This window comes from Anaerostipes caccae L1-92 (genome assembly GCF_014467075.1).
Taxonomy (GTDB): domain Bacteria; phylum Bacillota; class Clostridia; order Lachnospirales; family Lachnospiraceae; genus Anaerostipes; species Anaerostipes caccae.
Window position 1 is genome coordinate 2,021,618 of the sequence record NZ_AP023027.1, and the last position, 16,733, is coordinate 2,038,350.

16 protein-coding genes are annotated in these 16,733 nt (G+C 45.4%); 6 read left to right on the plus strand and 10 right to left on the minus strand.

Annotation, left to right across the window (positions count from 1 at the left end; all coding sequences use genetic code 11):
• Positions 1-24 precede the first annotated feature (24 nt).
• From ANCC_RS09945 to ANCC_RS09965, 5 genes are all read left to right on the plus strand, one after another.
• Entirely contained in the window at positions 25-1,041 is a 1,017-nt protein-coding gene (locus ANCC_RS09945; RefSeq protein WP_006566756.1) for a glycosyltransferase family 2 protein, read from the plus strand.
• A 146-nt stretch (positions 1,042-1,187) separates the two neighbouring features.
• Positions 1,188-1,931 carry a MerR family transcriptional regulator gene (locus tag ANCC_RS09950; RefSeq protein WP_039946543.1) on the plus strand — a complete coding sequence of 248 codons (744 nt, stop codon included), beginning with the start codon at positions 1,188-1,190 and terminating at the stop codon, positions 1,929-1,931.
• A 72-nt stretch (positions 1,932-2,003) separates the two neighbouring features.
• The gene (locus tag ANCC_RS09955) at positions 2,004-2,738 is read left to right on the plus strand and encodes an ABC transporter ATP-binding protein (protein ID WP_006566754.1); all 735 of its coding nucleotides are present in this window, start codon (positions 2,004-2,006) and stop codon (positions 2,736-2,738) included.
• Complete coding sequence (locus ANCC_RS09960; protein WP_006566753.1) at positions 2,725-3,468, plus strand: ABC transporter permease; 744 nt, start codon at positions 2,725-2,727, stop codon at positions 3,466-3,468. The genes ANCC_RS09955 and ANCC_RS09960 overlap by 14 nt, the downstream gene beginning before the upstream one ends.
• A gap of 76 nt (positions 3,469-3,544) precedes the next feature.
• Positions 3,545-4,423 carry a S8 family peptidase gene (locus ANCC_RS09965; protein ID WP_009289506.1) on the plus strand — a complete coding sequence of 293 codons (879 nt, stop codon included), beginning with the start codon at positions 3,545-3,547 and terminating at the stop codon, positions 4,421-4,423.
• Here the strand turns inward: ANCC_RS09965 and hemW are convergent.
• The 4 genes from hemW to gpr all read right to left on the minus strand — a co-directional run bounded on the left by hemW (position 4,418) and on the right by gpr (position 9,446).
• Positions 4,418-5,554: a radical SAM family heme chaperone HemW gene (gene hemW / locus ANCC_RS09970; RefSeq protein ID WP_006566751.1), complete on the minus strand. Its 1,137-nt coding sequence runs from the start codon at positions 5,552-5,554 to the stop codon at positions 4,418-4,420. The two genes, ANCC_RS09965 and hemW, sit on opposite strands and share 6 nt — an antisense overlap.
• The gene (gene lepA / locus ANCC_RS09975) at positions 5,544-7,355 is read right to left on the minus strand and encodes a translation elongation factor 4 (protein ID WP_006566750.1); all 1,812 of its coding nucleotides are present in this window, start codon (positions 7,353-7,355) and stop codon (positions 5,544-5,546) included. Before lepA ends, hemW begins: the two co-directional genes overlap by 11 nt.
• Before the next feature lie 102 nt (positions 7,356-7,457).
• Positions 7,458-8,573: a stage II sporulation protein P gene (gene spoIIP, locus ANCC_RS09980; RefSeq protein ID WP_006566749.1), complete on the minus strand. Its 1,116-nt coding sequence runs from the start codon at positions 8,571-8,573 to the stop codon at positions 7,458-7,460.
• 9 nt (positions 8,574-8,582) lie between these two features.
• Positions 8,583-9,446: a GPR endopeptidase gene (gene gpr, locus ANCC_RS09985; protein ID WP_006566748.1), complete on the minus strand. Its 864-nt coding sequence runs from the start codon at positions 9,444-9,446 to the stop codon at positions 8,583-8,585.
• 197 nt (positions 9,447-9,643) lie between these two features.
• On the opposite strand from gpr, the gene rpsT reads away from it, so the two are divergent.
• On the plus strand, positions 9,644-9,907 hold the full coding sequence (gene rpsT, locus ANCC_RS09990; protein WP_009289501.1) for a 30S ribosomal protein S20: 264 nt from the start codon (positions 9,644-9,646) through the stop codon (positions 9,905-9,907).
• A gap of 88 nt (positions 9,908-9,995) precedes the next feature.
• On the opposite strand, the gene holA is transcribed toward rpsT, so the two are convergent.
• The 6 genes from holA to ANCC_RS10020 are packed head-to-tail and all read right to left on the minus strand — an operon-like array spanning position 9,996 to position 16,709.
• Positions 9,996-10,976, minus strand: coding sequence for a DNA polymerase III subunit delta (holA, locus tag ANCC_RS09995; protein WP_006566746.1), 981 nt, complete (start codon positions 10,974-10,976; stop codon positions 9,996-9,998).
• The gene (locus ANCC_RS10000) at positions 10,976-11,884 is read right to left on the minus strand and encodes a selenium metabolism-associated LysR family transcriptional regulator (protein ID WP_006566745.1); all 909 of its coding nucleotides are present in this window, start codon (positions 11,882-11,884) and stop codon (positions 10,976-10,978) included. The genes holA and ANCC_RS10000 overlap by 1 nt, the downstream gene beginning before the upstream one ends.
• Positions 11,865-12,506 (minus strand): nucleotidyltransferase family protein, encoded by a 642-nt coding sequence (locus ANCC_RS10005; RefSeq protein ID WP_006566744.1) that lies wholly within the window; start codon positions 12,504-12,506, stop codon positions 11,865-11,867. The genes ANCC_RS10000 and ANCC_RS10005 overlap by 20 nt, the downstream gene beginning before the upstream one ends.
• On the minus strand, positions 12,503-14,773 hold the full coding sequence (locus ANCC_RS10010; protein WP_006566743.1) for a DNA internalization-related competence protein ComEC/Rec2: 2,271 nt from the start codon (positions 14,771-14,773) through the stop codon (positions 12,503-12,505). The genes ANCC_RS10005 and ANCC_RS10010 overlap by 4 nt, the downstream gene beginning before the upstream one ends.
• Positions 14,774-14,775: 2 nt before the next feature.
• Positions 14,776-15,294: a GerMN domain-containing protein gene (locus ANCC_RS10015; protein ID WP_009289495.1), complete on the minus strand. Its 519-nt coding sequence runs from the start codon at positions 15,292-15,294 to the stop codon at positions 14,776-14,778.
• 14 nt (positions 15,295-15,308) lie between these two features.
• The gene (locus tag ANCC_RS10020; RefSeq protein WP_006566741.1) at positions 15,309-16,709 is read right to left on the minus strand and encodes a sensor histidine kinase; all 1,401 of its coding nucleotides are present in this window, start codon (positions 16,707-16,709) and stop codon (positions 15,309-15,311) included.
• Positions 16,710-16,733: the final 24 nt, after the last annotated feature.

Genomic DNA, 16,733 nt, shown 5'->3' on the forward strand with positions numbered 1-16,733 from the left:
GTACCATTTTTAGGAGGTTACAAAATGAAATTAATATCGTTTGCTGTGCCGTGTTATAATTCCCAGGAATATATGAGACACTGCATAGATACATTGCTGACCGGAGGAGACAAAGTTGAGATCCTCATCATAGACGATGGTTCCACGGACAATACCGGCATGATCGCCGATGAATATGAAAACAAATATCCCGGTATCTGCCGGGCGATCCATCAAAAGAACAAAGGCCACGGCGGTGCGGTAAACACTGGTATTGCTCATGCCAAAGGGATTTATTTTAAGGTGGTGGACAGTGACGACTGGGTAAACGAACATGCCTATGAGGAAATCTTCAATCAATTAGAGACCTTTTACCGCCAGGGAACCATTATAGACATGTTTATGTCAAACTATGTCTATGAGAAACAGGGTGTGAAGAGAAAAACCGTGATTCATTACCGCCATACGATCCCGGTTGAACAGATTTTTACCTGGGATGATGTAAAGCGATTTCCTCTGAGTCAGTACATTCTCATGCATTCCGTCATTTACCGTACTTCTCTTCTCCATGAGTGCCGTCTGTGCCTGCCGGAACATACTTTTTATGTAGACAACCTTTACGTTTTCAAACCGCTTCCATATGTGAAGACGATTTACTATCTGGATGTAAATTTTTACCGCTACTTCATCGGAAGGGACGATCAGTCTGTCAATGAAGCCAATATGATCAAACGGATCGACCAGCAGTTTTTTGTCACCAAAGCCATGATCGATTATATGAGCAGCTTTGAGCTGGTAAACAAGCCGTTATACCGCTACATGAAACACTATCTGAGCATCATCATGACGGTATCATCTGTCATTGCCATCAAATCCGGCATACCGGAGCATCTTCAGATGAAGAAGGAACTCTGGAAGTACCTGAAATCGAAAAACACAAAACTATACCGTCAGATCCGGGGATCTCTTGTTGGAAATGCCGTCAACCTCCCGGGCTACGGAGGCCGGAAAGTTGTCATCGCAGCTTACAAAGCAGCACGGAAGTTTATTGGATTTAATTAAATCAATCGAAAAATGACATTGGAAACCATCAAACCAATGTCATTTTTTATTCTGTAAGAACATTGGTACATGGAACACAAAACCCTCCACTATATCACCATACTTCTGATCTGTGTTATTCTAAAGCTATGAATGGAGGTTTTTACATGAAAACTTATAAAACATCTGAGGTTGCAAAACTCATAGGAATTCATCCCAATACTGTCCGGCTGTACGAAGAAGCGGGGCTGATCCCAAAACCAAAACGGCAGAACAATGGATACCGTATTTTTACCGATCTCCATATCGAACAGTTCCGGCTGGCCCGTCTGGCTTTTCAAATGGAGGTTCTGCAGAACGGGCTGAGGAAAAAGGCTGTTCAGATCGTAAAAACATCGGCATCCTGTGATTTTTCCAGGGCTCTGGTACTGGCAGAAGAATACCTGGCACAGATCAGAAAGGAACACGCCAATGCCGAAGAGGCAGTTGAAATCGTAACAGAAATTTTAGCCGGCGGATCACAGGAGCATACCCATCCCATGAAACGCAGGGAAGTCTCCCGGTATCTCGGCATTTCTATGGATGCTCTGAGAAATTGGGAAATGAACGGCCTTTTGACTGTAAAACGCAGGCAGAATGGATACCGCATATATACGAGTCAGGATATACAGAGGCTCAAAATTATTCGCTCCTTGAGGTGTGCAAATTATTCTTTGGAATCCATTCTGCGTCTGCTTGGGCACCTGTCAAAAAATCCCGGGATTGATATCAAAGAAGTTTTGGATACTCCCAATAAAGATGACGAAATTATTGCGGTGTGCGACAAACTGATTACTTCTCTGCTCACAGCCGAGAATAATGCCTTGGAAATGATATACAGACTGAAAAGAATGAAAAAACAATTTTCTTAAACCCTCCACTTTACCACCAATGTTTCCGTTGGTGGTATTCTTTTTTTACAATAAAACAAGGAGGTATCCTTCATGAATGAAGTGATCAAAGCAGAAAAATTATGTAAAACCTACAACAAAACGCCTGCGGCAGACAATATCAGTCTGTCCGTAAAGCGCGGAACGGTTTTTGGCCTGCTCGGGGCCAATGGCGCAGGCAAGAGTACAACGATTGAATGCATTTTAGGCACAAAGACGTCAGACAGCGGAACAATATCCATTCTGGGAATGAATCCGCAGACATCCAGAAAGCAGCTGTTTCAAAAGGTAGGAGTCCAATTTCAGGACGCGGCTTATCAGGATAATATCACCGTTTCGGAACTTTGTGAAGTTACCGCTTCCCTCTATCAGGATTCCGCAGATCCGGATAAATTACTGCAAAAGTTTGGAATTTCCGGAAAAGCAAAAAGCCAGATCAAAGATTTATCCGGCGGCGAAAGACAGAGACTTTTTATTATCCTCGCACTCATACCCAATCCTGAAGTCGTCTTTTTGGACGAGCTGACGACCGGACTGGACGCGAGGGCCAGACGCCAAGTGTGGAATATACTCTCCTCACTCAAGGAACATGGACTGACGATTTTCCTGACGTCCCATTTTATGGATGAAATCGAGAACCTGTGTGACTGCATCTGTATTTTAAAAAAAGGAAACATCATATTTTACGGTACGGTGGCGGAGGCAGTTGCATCGAGTCCTTATGAACATTTTGAAGACGCTTATCTTTGGTATACAGACGAGGAGGAATTAATTGATGAAAACTTTTAAGACAATGCTGAAAACAGAATTAAAATTATCTCTGAGAGGAATGGATATGTTTATATTTGCGATCTGTGTGCCTCTTGTGGTACTGGCAGTCATGGGAATTATTTATGGCAACAGGCCTGCATTCAGCGGTGCCGGATACTCATTTCTGGAACAGTCGTTCGGAGCCGTCACTACCATCTCCATCTGTGCAGGAGGTGTGATGGGACTGCCGCTGGTCGTCTCTGATTACCGGAGCAAAGGTATATTAAAACGCTACAAGGTTACGCCGGCCAGCCCTTCCATGATCTTAGCGGTACAGGTGACAATTTATACTTTATATGCGGCTGTTTCTCTGATCCTGCTCTATGCCGAAGCCGTTCTTTTCTTTGGATATCAGTTCCGCGGATCTTTTTTAAGTTTTCTGGGATGTTATCTCCTGGTCATTGTGTCTATGTTCAGCATCGGCATGCTGGTAGGCGGTATTGCTCCGAATACTAAGATAGCGAGTGTCGCCGCGAGTCTGCTGTACTTTCCGATGCTGATTTTTTCAGGCGCAACACTTCCCTATGAAGTCATGCCCAAAGTGCTGCAGAAAACTGCAGATATCATGCCGCTGACTCAGGGAATCAAGCTGCTGAAAGCCGCTTCTCTGGGAGAGGAGCTTGGCAGTGTGATTGTTCCGGCTGTGACCATTGTCTGCATCGCAGTAATCTGTACCTTCGCATCCCTCAAATTCTTTCAGTGGGAATAGCCTGCGCAAAATGTTCTGGCTTTTCTGTGATTCCGGCGTATTCTATACTATAACACTTATTAGGAGACAATATTTTATGAAGCTAATATCACAGATCATCCATGCGGATATCGCCCATAAACATGGCTTCCTGGGGAAGAATATAGGGATTGCCTTCCTGGATACCGGTATCTATCCTCATAAAGAATTTTATCCGGCCGATCAGCGGATCGCCGGATTCATAGATTATGTACACCACAGATCATATCCTTATGACGACAATGGACACGGGACCCATATCGCGGGGATTGCCGCATCTGCAAGCTGCGGCATTGCACCTGCAGCACATATTATTTCCCTCAAGGTTCTGGATGCGCTTGGAAACGGGAATCAGCGCACGTTCTTAAACGGCCTGTCCTGGATCCACCATTTTCACAAACAGTATGGAATCCGGATTGTAAATATTTCTATCGGCACTCCTGCTTCCGGAAATGACGAAGCTGCCAATGCGATTGTGAAGCAGGTCAACCAGCTGTGGGATGACGGACTGGTCGTCTGCATCGCCAGCGGAAATAACGGTCCCAGGGATCATTCCATCACAGCGCCGGGCAACAGCCGCAAGATCATTACCGTAGGCTCCAGCGACGATGCCAGCCGTCCCATGGGTTCTCAGCGCTTTGCAAAAAATTATTCCAGCAGAGGGCCTACCTCTTCCTGCGTCATGAAGCCGGACGTTGTGGCTCCCGGAACAAATATATATTCCTGCGGCCTGAACGGAGGGCACAGCATCAAGAGCGGCACTTCCATGGCAACACCGGCAGTTTCCGGGGCCATCGCCCTGCTTTTGGAGCGTTACCCGTATTATACGAACAAAGATGTAAAAATGAAACTTCGGTACAATTGTGACAAGCTTTCCACTCCGAGAAATCATCAGGGATGGGGACAGATCAACGTTCAGAAACTTCTGGATCTATAAAAGAAACTCCATCATTACCTGATTGCTTAAAAACAAGGCCTGCTGCGGGATCCAGATTCTTTCGGCATCCTGTTCTAACAAGCCTTTTCCAGAGAGTTCTTGGATAGGTTCCCGGTAAACATCCAGGATACCTGTCCCGAACCGCTTGGAAAATTCCGTTTTTGAGATCCCTTTTGTCATCCGTAGACCCAAAAACATATACTCTTCCATCTCTTCTTTTTTGGTCAGTTCTGTTTCTTTTTCAAATATGCCGCTAAAATCTGTTATTGACAGGTATTTTTCCATATCTGCCGGATTTGTAAAGCGTTTTCCCCTAAAATAAGAAGACGCCGCCAAACCAAATCCCAGGTATGGTTTCCCTGTCCAATATCCGCAGTTATGTCTGCATTCATATCCTGGTCTGGCATAGTTTGACAGCTCATACCTTTCATAGCCTAAGGTATGAAGGATCTTTTCCGTCCTTTCATACATGGCCGCATCCTCATCTTCCGTCGGCAGGAGATCATCCAGCCCTTTCATATCATAAAAAGGTGTCCCTTCTTCGATAATCAGGCTGTAAACCGACAGGTGTTCCGGCTCAAGTTCTGCAGTTCTTAACAGGGTCTGTTCCATCGTCTCCATCGTCTGCAGAGGAACCGCATTCATCAGATCTACATTGATGTTTTGGAATCCGCAGTCCCGGGCCATATAAAATCCCGAGACAAAGTCCTCAAATGTGTGAATCCGGCCTAAAATCTTCAGTTCTTCTTCCCTCGCGCTCTGAAGTCCGAAACTGATCCTGTTGATCCCGCAGTTTTGATAGGCCGAAAGTTTTTCTCTTGTGACAGTGCCGGGATTGGCTTCGATCGTGCACTCCATGTTTTCTGTACAGGAAAAAGAATCTCTGACCGTATTCATCAAAGATTCTATCTGTGCTCCCGGAATCAGGGAAGGAGTTCCTCCTCCAATGAATACCGTGCTCACTGACGGGCGTTTAAGAAGCCTTCCCCAGTGCAGAATTTCCTGCCGAAGCTTTCGTATATAGCTGCTGATCTCATCATCTCCGGCCGGAAACGAACAGAAATCACAGTAACTGCATTTTCTTTTGCAGAACGGTATATGAAGATATAGTTCAAGTTCTCTAGTCTTCATCTAATTTCAGCACACTCATGAATGCTTCCTGAGGAATTTCTACATTGCCTACCTGACGCATCCGCTTCTTTCCCTGTTTCTGTTTCTCCAGGAGTTTCCTCTTTCTGGAGATATCGCCGCCGTAGCACTTGGCCAGCACATCTTTCCGCATAGCCTTTACGGTCTCCCTGGCAATGATCTTGCTGCCCACTGCCGCCTGTATAGGGATTTCAAATAAATGCCTTGGAATTTCTTCCTTCAGCTTGGAACACATTTTTCTTCCCCTCTCGTATGCCGTCTCGGCATGAACGATGAAGGACAGTGCATCTACTTCTTCTTTGTTGATCAGGATATCCAGTTTCACGAGCTCTGATCTCTGATATCCCTTCATCTCATAATCCAGAGACGCATATCCCCTGGAACGTGATTTCAGGGCATCAAAAAAGTCATAAATGATTTCATTGAGCGGAAGTTCATACCTTAAAACAGCCCGTCCTTCCTCGATATATTCCATTCCGATATAAACGCCTCTGCGCTCCTGGCACAGTCCCATGATCGCTCCCACATAGTCGGATGTGACCATAATCTCTGCTGAAACAATCGGTTCTTCCATATAATCAATCTGTGATGGATCCGGAAGATTGGACGGATTGGTCAGCTCAATCATCGTACCGTCAGTCTTATATACCCGGTATACAACGCCCGGTGCAGTGGTCACCAGATCCAGATTGTATTCCCTTTCCAAACGCTCCTGGATGATCTCCAGGTGCAAAAGCCCTAAGAATCCACAGCGGAATCCGAATCCAAGCGCCACTGATGTCTCCGGCTCAAACTGCAGTGAAGCATCATTCAGCTGTAACTTTTCCAGGGCATCCCGAAGATCAGGATATTTTGCTCCGTCGGTCGGATAAAGCCCGCAGAATACCATTGGGTTTACTTTTTTATAACCCGGAAGCGGCTCGCTGCATGGATTGTCTGCATCTGTAATCGTGTCTCCGACCGTGGTATCCTGGACATTTTTAAGACTGGCCGTCACATATCCTACCATACCGGCGCTGAGTTCTTCCGACGGAATGAACTGTCCCGCGCCGAAGATGCCGACTTCCACTACCTCAGCCACGGCGCCGGATGCCATCATCTTCATCTTTGTTCCCGGCCGGATCGTGCCCTCTTTGATTCTTGCAAAGATAATGACTCCTTTGTAAGCATCATAAATACTATCAAAAATCAAGCCCTGCAGCGGTCCCTCAGGATCTCCGGACGGCGCAGGAATCTTCATTACGATCTGCTCCAGCACGTCCTCGATGTTGATTCCGTTTTTTGCCGAAATCAGGGGAGCATCCTCCGCTTCAATACCGATGACATCTTCAATTTCTGTCTTTACTCTCTCCGGATCTGCGCTCGGAAGATCGATCTTATTGATGACCGGCATAATCTCCAGGTCATGGTCCAGAGCAAGATAAACGTTTGCCAAAGTCTGCGCCTCAATGCCCTGTGCGGCATCTACCACAAGGACAGCTCCCTCGCATGCCGCCAGGCTCCTGGAAACTTCATAGTTGAAATCCACATGCCCCGGCGTGTCTATCAGATTGAAAATATACTCCTCGCCGTTCTCTGCCTTGTATACAATACGGACTGCCTGTGATTTAATCGTGATCCCGCGTTCCCTCTCCAGATCCATATTGTCCAGCACCTGTTCCTGCATCTCTCTGTCAGTCAGGGTGCCTGTTTTTTGAATGATACGGTCTGCCAATGTGGACTTACCGTGATCTATATGCGCAATAATACAAAAATTGCGGATTTTACTCTGATCGATTGCCATAGTTTCCTCCTGTTGCAAATAAACATATTCGATTTAGTATAGCAAAAAAAAGGCTGAAAGTCTATTTCAACCTTTTTCTTTGTTTATATTTATGTAGGTCCTCTAAGGGTATAACACATCATTTAAAATTTCCGCCAGCGGTTTCATTGCATTTTTAGCCTGCTTTACCGTGTTGTTTTGAGCGCCCAATTCAATCAGAAGACTGCGTCCTCTGTAATGCAGATTGTAACGGTATCCCTTGATGTAAATCTTCCTGGTAAGACCCGGATATTTTTTCATTGCCTCCGCCTGAAGCTGCAGGCTGAATGCCAGATTCGTCTTTTTGTTTGGATTTTTAAGGTATTTGATATCTCCATTTTTGGCAGTCCGGCTGATGCCGTTAAAAAACATAAACTGGGCCATTTCCACTCCATTTTGTTTAGAGACAAGCTTTGTACTCTCCTTCACTCCGTCCCTGTGCAGATCAATCACCACCTGGATACTCGGATATTTTTTCAGATATCTCTCAACAGAGGCCGCAGCATAATAATATGCTTTTGACCGGTCTTCCTTTCCGTTTTTAACATCATAGATCCCTCTGTCATGTATCACATTGATCCCATATTGTTCCCTAAGAAGTTTTGTAAGAACATCTCCGGCTCCTATGACAGTGTCTGACTTTTCTCCTTTCCTGCTGTCTTTATAAGCTTCACTGCCGTGAGTGTGAAAGATCAAAATCTGGGGCTGCTTTGATTTCTTCAGAGAAAGGTCCTTATTTAAAAGAACCTTTCCGTTGATCTCACTGTTCGTCACCATCGTAGTGCTGTCTACCTGATAAATATATTTTCTTAAATAATTCGGATCGTTCCACTTTTTACTGTTGAACACGGTCTTCTTTGCCGGTACTTCATCTACCCGGACTCCGCTCTGTTCATTATCCTCCAGATCATAGAACTGATTTTTTACTAAATCAGAACTTTTAACCTCGGAATAATTTTCACTGTAACAGATAGACGGCACAATGTCATTCCGGTAGGTCGTTATGATCTTATTCAGCACTGATCCGTAAATCGGCTGTCCGCCGCTGTGATAGGACGGAATCAGCTCATTTACTGCTTTAAGATAATAATTCTGGACAGCCGTGGACACCATGTCCGGATGCCCGGAAAAATAACGGATTCCCATGATAAGAAAGACGGCAAGCAAGACACATCCCGCTGCTCTTCTCTTTTTTCCCATATCATCATTTTATTCAGCTTTTATATGATTATGCAGTAAATGATTAATTCCCTCTGAAATTGTGTAACTGATTCTTTTAATGGATTCGTCAATATTTTTCGGTGTCACATGCATGGAAGTAAAGTCCTCGTCAAGCATTTCCAGAATATCTTCGTTATCCGACTCATTTCCCACAATATCACTGATGATGGCGGGAACAGAAATGACCGTAGGAACTCCTATGGCAAGGACCGGGATTCCGATCGTTCTTTCTGTGATCTCATTTCTGTGGTTTCCCACACCGGATCCCGGTGCGATTCCGGTATCACTGATCTGAATCGTCTTGTTAAGCCTGGAAGAACTTCTTGCCGCCAGGGCATCCACAGCAATCAAAAGATCCGGCTGGATCTTCTCGGCCAATGCTTCCAGCACTTCTGACGTTTCAATTCCAGTCTGTGCCATGACTCCCGGCGCGATAGCGCTGAGTTCCATGGCATCCTTTAAATAACCCTCTCTTTTCAGGTGGCGGGTAATCCAGAGATTATTGACAACCTTAGGCCCCAGGGAATCGGCCGTAACCTCAGAATTCCCAAGACCTGCCACAAACACTTTCGCATTCCGCGGAATCATTTCTTTTAAGTTCAAATACAAAGCCTCACTCATTTCTTTATGATAGCTGCCGTCATTTGATGACAGATCTCTTGTCTCAATCGTAATATACTGTCCCATGGGCTTTCCAAGAATCTGTTCTCCTTCTTTGTCCTTAATCGTAATTCTTGTCTCTTTTATATCATTGGAGGCATCGATCCTCGTCTTCATAGAAACTCCCTTCAGACTGGATTGCTCCTCCGCTTCTTCTTTTAGTTCTAACGCTAAGTCTGTTCTGTTCTGCATCCTGATTCTCCTTTCTTCCTGTCCTTAGTATGAAAAGAATCCAAAAAAATATGTAAAAACAGGAACTTTTGCATTGACAGATCGGACAGACTTCTATAAAATAGAGGAGTATGTTTATAGAAGCTATAACCGTGTCTCGCTTCGAAGTAAACACCGAACGAAAAGATAAGTACAATTATTATATGGAGGTGCCCACATTGGCAAATATCAAATCTGCAAAGAAGAGAATTCTTGTAATCAACACAAAGACTGAAAGAAACAAAGCGATCAAAACGAAAGTAAAAACATATATCAAAAATGTAGAAGCAGCTGTTGCCGCAGGAGACAAAACTGCTGCAAACGAAGCATTAACAGCTTGTATCTCAGAGATCAACAAAGCAGCATCCAAAGGAATTTTCCACAAGAACACTGCTGCAAGAAAGGTTTCCCGCCTGACAAAAGCAGTCAATTCTGTAGCTTAATTTTCAAAATGAATCTATAAAAAAAGAGCTAACCGTCAGCTCTTTTTTTATTACTTAAAATCTTGAAGCGGGCTTTCCCGCTTTAATCTTACTTACTGAATTCTACGAGCAGCAGTTCCACTCCGATCCTGTCCGTAATTTTTCCGGTCTTGATTCCTTCGTCTGTGGCTGCGCATTTTTTTATCATCTCATATAGTTCTTCTCTCTTAAATAACCGCACCTGCTGCTTCAGTTTTCCCGCTACAAATGGGGGCACTTTCAGTTCTTTCGCCATTTCTCCCTGGGATTTTCCGGCTTTCAGAAGCGACTGTGTCTGTAAAAGCTGATTGCACTGTCTCACCAGCAGAGCCAGTATCCCGAAAGGTGATTCCTTCAGCTCGATCAGATCATAATAGAGCTTTAAAACGGTATCCCGCTGCTTTTTTGCGATGGCTTCCAGCATGACAAAAATCTGATTCGTCGTCTGTGCTGTGGTCAGGGCCTCCAGATCTTCCGCCCCAATAACCTCTCTGCCCTTCGTATAGGAAATCAATTTCTCCAGCTCATTTTTGATTGTAAACATATCCTGCCCGGTCTTATAGAGAAACAGCTGAATATCTTTCTGGGTCATTTTTTTTTGTTCCTTTTTCAGCATCTGCGCAACCCACAGGACCAGGTCCTTTTCCTTCGGCGTCTCAAAAGACACCGCACATCCTTCTTTGTTAATGTATTTGTAGATTTTTGACCTTTTGTCCACATCATCTTCAATGATCAAAAGGATGGTGGTCTCCGGCATTTCCTTGAGCGCATTTAAAAAATCATCATTGCTTTTCTTCCCAAGTTCTGTCTGATCCAGCACCAAAAGACGGTAATCATTAAAAAATGGCATGGTTTGTATCAGTTCTAAAATTTCCGGAATGTCCGTCTTTTTTCCCTCAAAATAGGAGTAATTCATCGTATCCCCGGATGGAATCAGCGCCTCTTTTAACTTATCCCGCGTCTGGGCCACCAGATATTTTTCTTTTCCATAAAATAAATATAGATTCTGATACTTCTGTTCTTTTATATGCTGTAAAACTCTTTTCATCATCAAAGCCTTTCTCTTCCATTATATTTTCTGCACAGAGCCGTAAAATCTAAAATCATGGTCTGCTCTTCATCTTCTTTGCGGAAAGCCAGGTAAAGGGTTCTCCCGGCTTTCCCGGGGTCCAGATGAAACATCAGCAGCTTTCCCCTTTTTGCCTCTTCTTCCACCGCTTTCAGCGGCATGACGGCGATGCCCATTCCCATACTGACGGAACGTTTCATGATCTCCTTATCATGGATTTTTGCAGCCACATGAAGCTTACTCAAATCAACACCTTGTTCTTCTAAAAATCGGTCTTCATCTTCCTCCGTATCATCTGTGAGTTCTCTTAAAATAAAAGGTTCACTGAGCAGTTCCTGAAACGAATAGCCATTTTCCAGCAGATTCCTGTACTTTTCCTGATTTGGCGCAATTACCACCTGCTGATCGGTCCCGTAAGGGATAAAGGTAAGTTCCGGCACATTTTCATGTTTCCCCAGAAATCCGAGATCAGCTTCTTTTTTAAGTAACATCTTGACCGTATCCACACTGTTCTTCTGGACAAGAGATATGTCAGCCTCCCTGTGGAGCTGCTTAAAATCCTTTAAGATATCAGGCAGGACATACTGGAGAGCAATCGAATCCCCGGCAAGTACGAGAGAAGGCCTCTCTCCTTTCGGCCGGATGAATTCATCATATACTTGATCTCTTAACTCCAGCATTTTCCTGGCATACTCATATAATCTCTCCCCATCTGCCGTGACTTCCACCCGTTTCGTCGTCCGGTTAAACAGACGGCAGGATAATTCCTGTTCCAGCGAAACCACATGGGCACTGACTGTGGGCTGGGAAAGAAACATAATCTTTGCCGCCTTAGAAAAACTCTGATACTTTACTACATTTATAAAAGCTTCAATCTGCCGAAATTCCATGCCTTTTCCTCACTCTGCCGTAATATTCCATCAGTCTCACATAATCCTGCGGTGTATCCGTATCCATCATGCACCCGGGATCGTCATCCACCGTAACCAAAACCGTAGATTCCAGGAAATGGAGCAGTGCCCGCCTGAGACCTCCTCCTTCTCTGAATCTTAAAAGATATGGAAAACACTCCTTCGAAATCACCGGAGGATGAATTCTCTGACCGTTTCTGGACGGAATAACGACCGAGGCCTCTGAGGCTTCGAGCCATGTAAAAAGCTTCTGATATGTGTTTTGTGCAATCATCGGCATATCCCCCGGCACCACCGTGATGCCGTCAAAGGCCAGAGCCCTGGCTATCCCCACCTGAACGGATTCCATCATATCTCCGTGCTCAAAATTGTCATTATGTATGATCTCTGTCCCGCTCATAGAAGCCAGTTCTTCTTCAATTTCATCTGCGCGGTATCCTGCCACCACGATGACCTTGCTGACACCGGCATTCAAAAGGCTTTTGACCGTACCGCTTATGATGGTTCCGTCACCAAACGGAAGCAGCGGCTTAAACGCCCCCATCCTCCTCGATAGCCCTGCACATGGGACAATACCTGCTATTTTCTTCTTTTTCATCATTGTTTCATTATATCAAGTTTGGGATTTAAATACCACCGCTTTCTTTCCATGGAAAACCAGAGCATTCCTGATCTGGAAGTCTCATAGATACTGCACCCCGAATCGTTCAGCCTTCTGACCGTCTCCCGGTGGGGATGCCCGTATCGGTTCTTTTTCCCCGCGGAAACGATGGCAATCTTTGGCCTGAGCTGACGGAGCAGCTCCTCTCCTGTGCCGTTTTTAGATCCGTGATGTCCCACCTTCAATATGTCAGCATGCTGTATCCCGCTCTGCACAAGCATCTCTTCCCCCTCGTTCTCCAGGTCTCCTGTCAGAAGAACACTCAAACCCCGTACCTTCAGCCGAAACACAAGGGAAGCGGCATTTTTCTCCAGCCCGGTATCCGGCCCGGGGTGCAGACATTCCATAGACCAGTCAGTCCCTGAAAACTTACTCCCCATGGACAGATAACTGACCGAAACGTGATATTGTCGGGCTTCCTTTTCTATTTCCATATATGCATGATCTTTTTTTACCCGGGGCAGATAAAGGCGCCTGATCATCCCCGACGGCAGAAGTTCTCTGATACCCGAATAATGGTCAGAATCCAGGTGGGTGATGACTGCTGCGCTGACCGCCTGATATCCCTGTGATTTTACATAGGGTGCTATGATATACTGTCCCACATCTTGTTTGGAGGAACTTCCGCCGTCCACCAGAATCATATCCTGCCGGTTTAACGACAGGGCGATGCAGTCTCCCTGTCCCACATCCAGAAAAGAAATCTTATCCTGCTTTTTCTGCACTCCCAAGATCAAAAAGCAGCCGCATGCCAGCAGGCAGGCATATTTATGGTAAGAGCTCTTCTTCAAAGTCTTATAAAGCAGACAGAGTCCCATATAAAATACGATGATCCACAAGAAAGAAGGTTTTCCAAGGACGAGATTCTGAACCGGCAGGCGGCGGGACAGACTTGTCCCTGCCACAACAAGCGAAAACAAAGCAGACGCAGGGACAGAAAACAGGAAAACCGGCAGAAAAGCACTCAGGAATCCTGCCGTAAAACCCGCTGTCACGAGAGGAAGCATCAAAAAGTTAAATATAAAAGATAAAGGATAGCATTCATACTGAAAATATAAGAGAACCGGCGTCATAATGATCTGGACCACGATACAGAAGACAAATCGCCTGATCTGTCTGTCCCTGAAAGTTTTCTGTTTTCCTGCCGGCAGCACTTCCCGGTAAATACCGGCGGCCATCACCGCTCCCATGGACATCAAAAAACCTGCATCCAAACATCTGAACGGACTTTCCAGCAAAAGCAGAAGCCCTGCCGCTCCGCCGGATGACAGCAGATCATAAGAGCGTCCGCATACCTGGGACAGCACGAAGAAAAAAAACATGAACAGGGCTCTTTTCGATGAACCGGTCATGCCGGTCATGACACAGTAAGACAAAGCAAAGGTCAGCCCGGCTGCACCGGACAGACAGACAGGAACCCCGGCCCCTCTCAGTCTGCGGTAAATCCCTGCGCCTGCCAGCGAAATGTGCAGGCCGGAAATAGCCAGGATATGAACGATCCCGCTTTGGGTAAAGGTGTCTTTCAAATCTTTGGAAATCCCCGTCTTGTCACCCAGGATCATAGCCTCAAACATGGGCCGTATCTTTTCGTCATACTGCAAGGAAAGATTTTTTGACATACGGTTCCGTAAAGAGAACAACCTGCTCTTCCAAAACTTTTTCTCCTGCCCCAAAATTTCCTTCTTATCCGGAAACATCGTAAATCCGATATTCCTGGAGAGATAATAGATCCTCATATCGTTCTCTCCCAGATTGGACGGCCCTTCATGAGGCAGAAGCTCTCCCGTCAGTACAACTTTATTTCCCGGCAGTATATGGCCAAAGTCATCGTCATAGACCATCACGTCCCCGTCCAGATATAGATGCCGGTCCGGCAGATATACATGGGATAAAAGCAGAAATTCTTTCTTCTTTGTCCTCCCTTTCCACTCTGCGGTTCCCGCCGCTCTTACCTGTTCAGAGCCTCTTAACACATTTTCCTGCCGGGTGAACCTTTTGTTCTGATAAACAAACATAAGTGCTCCCGCAAGAAAGCCTGCAAAGAAAAATAAAACAGCCCTTCTCCATCCAGAAATTTGTTTCTTAAAAAAGAGCACAAATATCCCTGAAAAGAGAAGCGCTGCGAAAACCATCCGAACATCATGACATGCTGTGATTTCTCCAAGCCAACAGCCTGCAAATACTGCAAGAAATGGTCTGTTATTCATTTTTACTCCATCGGAAGTTCTCCGAATATAAAGCTGTCCCGGTTCAGCGCGCCGATCAGTTTGCCGTCTGTATCAATGATCGGACGCCCGGAAACAGTAAATTCCACATATCCGACCCCTTTCAGCTGTGTCAGCGTATAGACGATGGCAGCTTTGCAGATGACATCTTCATTCGGTTCAATCTTCTTATATCCAACCGAAAAATCCACGTAGGCAATATTGTTGGAAACAGTCACATTGCTGATGTTGATATCTTCCGGAATGGCTGTCTTATACTTGCTGTTCCTGCCGACCCTGGACATCTCGTCCAAAAGTTCCTCTGCTCCCAGCTGACTGTTCATTTGGACATCGATGTCTTTGTCCTTTCGGATCAGCTTCGTGTATGTTTTGTTCGTGTAGTAAATTCCTGTCCCGTCTTTTGACTGTGTATCCTCATCATCTTTCTTTGAACAGCCCGCACAGAAAATGAGCACACTGAAAAGCGTCAGAAGGATACATAATAAAATCGTTCGTTTTCTCACCGCCGTATCCCTCCTTATGCCTGATATTTGAGCGGAATTCGGACTGTAAATGTAGTGCCCTCTCCCTCTTTGCTGTACAGCTTGATTTCACCGTTATGGACAAGAACTGCATTTTTGGTAATAGCAAGTCCCAGACCGGTTCCTCCGGTCTCTCTGGATCTGGCCTTGTCTACCCGGTAGAACCGCTCAAACACCTGTCCCTGACAGTCTTCCGGGATGCCGACGCCTGAATCCGCTACCTTCACATAAAAATATTTGTGGTCGGCATTTAAAGACACTCTCACCCATCCGTCGTCCTGGTTATACTTGATTGCATTCTCAATCAGGTTGGAGAGCGCCAGGGTCAGCTTTACCTCATCGATCTCGGCCGTTACCGGACGGAAAGATTCCAGAATCAGCTCAATGTTCCTCTGCCCTGCAATCGGTTTCAGCCGCTTCATGATCATCTCCAGCAGTTCATTGATATTGACGCTGGAAATCTCCAGCTTAGCTGCCTTTTTATCCAGTTTAACCAGAGATAAAAGGTCCGATATGATTACATTCTCCCGGTCGATCTCAGCCACAATATCATTCATAAATTCACGGTAGAGTTCCGCCGGCACCGTCTCTCCCTGCTGAAGAAGGGAATCGGCCAGAACTTTCATGGAAGTCATAGGCGTCTTCAGTTCATGAGAAACGTTGGAAACAAATTCCTGACGTGAATTCTCAAGAACCTGTGCCTTGGCAAGAATCTCATTCATGGCCGTAACCATGTTTTTAACTTCGGTGCATCCCACGACGCTGATCATCTCATCTTCATGTCCGGAAGAAATAAAATCCAGATCCTTTTGAATCTTACGGTAGTCTTTTGTAAGCCAGTAGCTCAGCAGCGCCCCGGCGGACATACCGCAGATGATAAACGCCACCACCAGCATATTCCTCTGCTGCTTCATCTCATTGGACACAGCGACAATATCGCTCTTCGGAATCGTTGCGATGACACTTCCCAGTACCTTCTTTTTCCTGTTCCCTTTGTTCATGATCGGAATCATGATCTCTACATTGCTGCCCACCTCGGAGACAATGCGTTTCTTATTTCCTTTCATGACGTTCAGCAGTTCGTCAGAGATATAAAACTTATCCTGATAATCTGTCATTGTGTCTTTTACTATTTTATAATTACTCTTTACGACAATAATCCGTCCATGCAGGCCCGCCGCCAGTTCATTGGTCTGGTTGGAAATAGAGTTGGAGCTGTCATCAATCAAAAAATCCACTCCGACAACCTGACCAGCCAGCCACTGACACTGGCTTACAATTCCATCGATCTTCTGCTGTTCTGCCTTCTCGCTGTAGGAGTCGTTTAAAAGCTTGCTGAACAGCACCACCACGAATACCGTGATCACCAGCACTGACATAAAAATGAGGAACTGCATGCTCTTAAAGTAGGAGAATCTGTC

Coding starts and splice junctions, on each gene's coding strand:
- ANCC_RS09945 (WP_006566756.1), top strand. CDS start 25: ATGAAATTAATATCGTTTGCTGTGCCGTGTTATAATTCCCAGGAATAT.
- ANCC_RS09950 (WP_039946543.1), top strand. CDS start 1,188: ATGAAAACTTATAAAACATCTGAGGTTGCAAAACTCATAGGAATTCAT.
- ANCC_RS09955 (WP_006566754.1), top strand. CDS start 2,004: ATGAATGAAGTGATCAAAGCAGAAAAATTATGTAAAACCTACAACAAA.
- ANCC_RS09960 (WP_006566753.1), top strand. CDS start 2,725: ATGAAAACTTTTAAGACAATGCTGAAAACAGAATTAAAATTATCTCTG.
- ANCC_RS09965 (WP_009289506.1), top strand. CDS start 3,545: ATGAAGCTAATATCACAGATCATCCATGCGGATATCGCCCATAAACAT.
- hemW (WP_006566751.1), bottom strand. CDS start 5,554: ATGAAGACTAGAGAACTTGAACTATATCTTCATATACCGTTCTGCAAA.
- lepA (WP_006566750.1), bottom strand. CDS start 7,355: ATGGCAATCGATCAGAGTAAAATCCGCAATTTTTGTATTATTGCGCAT.
- spoIIP (WP_006566749.1), bottom strand. CDS start 8,573: ATGGGAAAAAAGAGAAGAGCAGCGGGATGTGTCTTGCTTGCCGTCTTT.
- gpr (WP_006566748.1), bottom strand. CDS start 9,446: ATGCAGAACAGAACAGACTTAGCGTTAGAACTAAAAGAAGAAGCGGAG.
- holA (WP_006566746.1), bottom strand. CDS start 10,976: ATGATGAAAAGAGTTTTACAGCATATAAAAGAACAGAAGTATCAGAAT.
- ANCC_RS10000 (WP_006566745.1), bottom strand. CDS start 11,884: ATGGAATTTCGGCAGATTGAAGCTTTTATAAATGTAGTAAAGTATCAG.
- ANCC_RS10005 (WP_006566744.1), bottom strand. CDS start 12,506: ATGATGAAAAAGAAGAAAATAGCAGGTATTGTCCCATGTGCAGGGCTA.
- ANCC_RS10010 (WP_006566743.1), bottom strand. CDS start 14,773: ATGAATAACAGACCATTTCTTGCAGTATTTGCAGGCTGTTGGCTTGGA.
- ANCC_RS10020 (WP_006566741.1), bottom strand. CDS start 16,709: ATGCAGTTCCTCATTTTTATGTCAGTGCTGGTGATCACGGTATTCGTG.